Annotated in this window: 3 protein-coding genes; all 3 read right to left on the reverse strand. The window is 36.9% G+C overall.

What is annotated here, in order from left to right; translation table 11 throughout:
- Positions 1-32 precede the first annotated feature (32 nt).
- Positions 33-1,145: a CHAP domain-containing protein gene (locus AC1VS3_RS12865; protein ID WP_481275683.1), complete on the reverse strand. Its 1,113-nt coding sequence runs from the start codon at positions 1,143-1,145 to the stop codon at positions 33-35.
- Between the two features lie 170 nt (positions 1,146-1,315).
- Complete coding sequence (locus AC1VS3_RS12870; RefSeq protein ID WP_008687520.1) at positions 1,316-1,720, reverse strand: hypothetical protein; 405 nt, start codon at positions 1,718-1,720, stop codon at positions 1,316-1,318.
- A 127-nt stretch (positions 1,721-1,847) separates the two neighbouring features.
- Positions 1,848-2,819 (reverse strand): LPXTG cell wall anchor domain-containing protein (locus AC1VS3_RS12875; protein ID WP_481275684.1); only part of this gene is annotated, 972 nt, incomplete at its 5' end.

The raw sequence follows: 2,819 nt of genomic DNA on the forward strand, positions 1-2,819 counted from the left end.
GGCTATAATAGCTATAAATATTTAGTTAAATGTCAACAATACAGTACACTAGGCTGTAATGCATAACCTTTTTTTAACTTTCGAAGAAAAAATGCCTGATTCTTTGTATCATCTATGTTTGTAAAAAATAAATCTACATTATTTTTTTGTCGCATAGAGGTCAGTAATTCTTTAGTTTTCGTATCTTTTATCGTATAGCTGCCATCTTTTTGACGTATAAATTCGTATATTCCTTTGTCATCATTGGTCGCTGTTTCCAGCATTGCCGTATGGTTAACATTTTTTACATAGATATCACCAAATGCAATTTGGGCATAAAAATGCGTTCCTAGATTTTGCTTTGTCCCCATCAGATGATATGCTGCCGGATTCACTCCCACCGTATTAGAAACACTAGCAAAGTCATTATGTTGTGCATGTACTCTTACCCAGTAAGGTTGATCGGCAAATGCTTTGGTGAAGGTGAGTTTGCTTGTAACAAATTCGTCAGTTAATTCACATTCCGCATCATGACATACATCAATCTGATAAGTAGTAGCATCGGCTATTTTGTCCCATTGAAAAGTGTAATTCATCCCTGAACGGCTAACCCTTAGCTTCGGTTTAGCAAGATTGACGGCAGGTGTAAAATCGTGCAAATAGAGAAAGCCTTGAAATCCCGGATAATACGTTTTTAGATATGCGAAGGTATTGGTCTGTGTGTAAAAGGCTTCCCCACCATAACTGGAATTGGAAATGGTCAGATATTCTCCTTCAATTTTTTCCACAATAGCCACATGACCTCCCCAATCTCCATTCCAACACATCACACTGCCAACCTTAGGTATAGAACCATACGCATAATAATGATGTTTTGTATTGTAATCGTACCATTCTTTCGCCATCCCGGTAGATAATTGTGGGGGTTCTCCTAATATTTCATAGGCTCTTCCCCACGCATATGCCGTACAATTGGGCATACCATAATCATATTTATAATATATATTTTGATCCGAATAATAATGAAAATCACTTTTTGAAGGTGCGCTGCTGCGAGCAAAGAAATAGGTCTTCGCTTTCAGCTGATATGTACCATTAACAAAGCTTGTTAAAACAGCTAAGGTGATTGCCAAGAATGAAACGATGAATTTCTTTAAAAAGCGCATACGTCCACTTCCTTTTATGTGTCTATTATATCAGTTTCCACCGCGAAATAACATATGTGTCACATCAAATGATGGACATTTGTATTTTGATGTTATCTTTCACAAGAAAAAAGGCCAGTGTTTTTCTGGCCTTTCATCACACATTTGTCAAATATTTATATTCCATCTTATTATCCATATCCGCAACCACTAGGATATATTTTCCAGACTCCTGATGCATCTTTTACTAACATGATCTGCCATTCAGGATATTCACTGTTTTTATTTAATGTATCACTGCTAAAGTTGCCGGTTTTATAATCCATGAAAAACAAAAGGGTATCTGCTTTTGTATAGTACTCTCCATGTTCTTTTGATTGTTTATCCCCGGCATACACCAAACGTTCCATCGTACAATCTTCAAATGATCGTACAAAATCTTTTTTTATGACGTTTACCGCTTCTTCAAGTTCTAGTCTGGAATACTTTGTGGAAACTCCATAGTCGATCTCTACATCGTTGCTGATGGTTCCTTTACAGCCTGTGAAGATAACACAAAGCACAACACTCAACATAATAATACGGAATCGTTTCATACCCTTCCACCTTCCTTCTTCTTTATGATACCAAAAATCTATCTTTCATATCTTAATAAATCCTAAAGTATTTCTATTTATTCTGTAAGAAAAGAAGAGACAATTCATCTTGCCTCTTCAAGTTCATTTATTCTTCTACATACTTTCTTTTCTTGCGCAATACTGCTAAGACAGCTCCACTTAAGATAACCATGATACCTGCTGTTTGTGCCTGCGAAGTATCCCCTGTTTTAGGCGTATCTGTTTTGTCTGTTGTGTTAACTGGCTCTTTTTTGTGTTGCTCAATTGCTTTCAACTGTTGTAATGCTGTCACAAGTGTTTCATATGCTTGTTGAATTTCAACTTTTGTTGCATCTTTCTTTTGTAAGATGTTTTTAGCATCTTTTAATGCTTTTTCAAATGTTTTCCAAGATGCAGCGGTATAAGCACTTTCTTTTTTCTTTTCAGCTTTTTCAACTAAGTTTTGTAAAATCGCTTTGGCACTAGTTTGACTAACTGCCTCTAAGGATTGAATTGCTTTTTGAATATTCTTTACTTGTACTTTCACATCATCTTGACTTGCTGCAGCGTCAGCATAAACTTTTTCGGCTGCTTTGATCGCTTTCTGTAGCTTCGCATAGCTTGCACTTGTAAAGCCCTCTGCCTGTATAGCTTTGGCTTCATCTAATGCATTTTTCAGTTCTGCTTTGTCTACAACAATTGGTGTTTCTTCTTTTTTCAAAGCCGAAATAGCTTTTTCAATTGCTGTTACCTGTGCATTTACAGCATCCTGTGTTGCCTTATCATCGGCATAAACTTTTTCAGCTGCCTTGATTGCTTCTTGTAGTTTCGCATAGCTTGCACTTGTGTAGCCATCTGCCTGTATTGCTTTGGCTTTATCTAACGCTTTTTTCAGCTCTGCCTTATTAGCAACAATTGGTGTTTCTTCCTTTTCTAAAGCCGAAATAGCTTTTTCGATTGCTGTTACCTGTGCATTTACAGCATCCTGTGTTGCCTTATCATCGGCATATACTTTTTCAGCTGCCTTGATTGCTTCCTGTAACTTCGCATAGCTTGCACTTGTGTAGCCATCTGCCTGTACAGCTTTAGCTTTATCTAA

The sequence above is a fragment of the Longicatena sp. genome (genome assembly GCF_982403165.1).

Excerpts from the sequence above, each read along its gene's own strand:
- AC1VS3_RS12865 (WP_481275683.1), bottom strand. The coding sequence starts at position 1,145 with ATGCGCTTTTTAAAGAAATTCATCGTTTCATTCTTGGCAATCACCTTA.
- AC1VS3_RS12870 (WP_008687520.1), bottom strand. The coding sequence starts at position 1,720 with ATGAAACGATTCCGTATTATTATGTTGAGTGTTGTGCTTTGTGTTATC.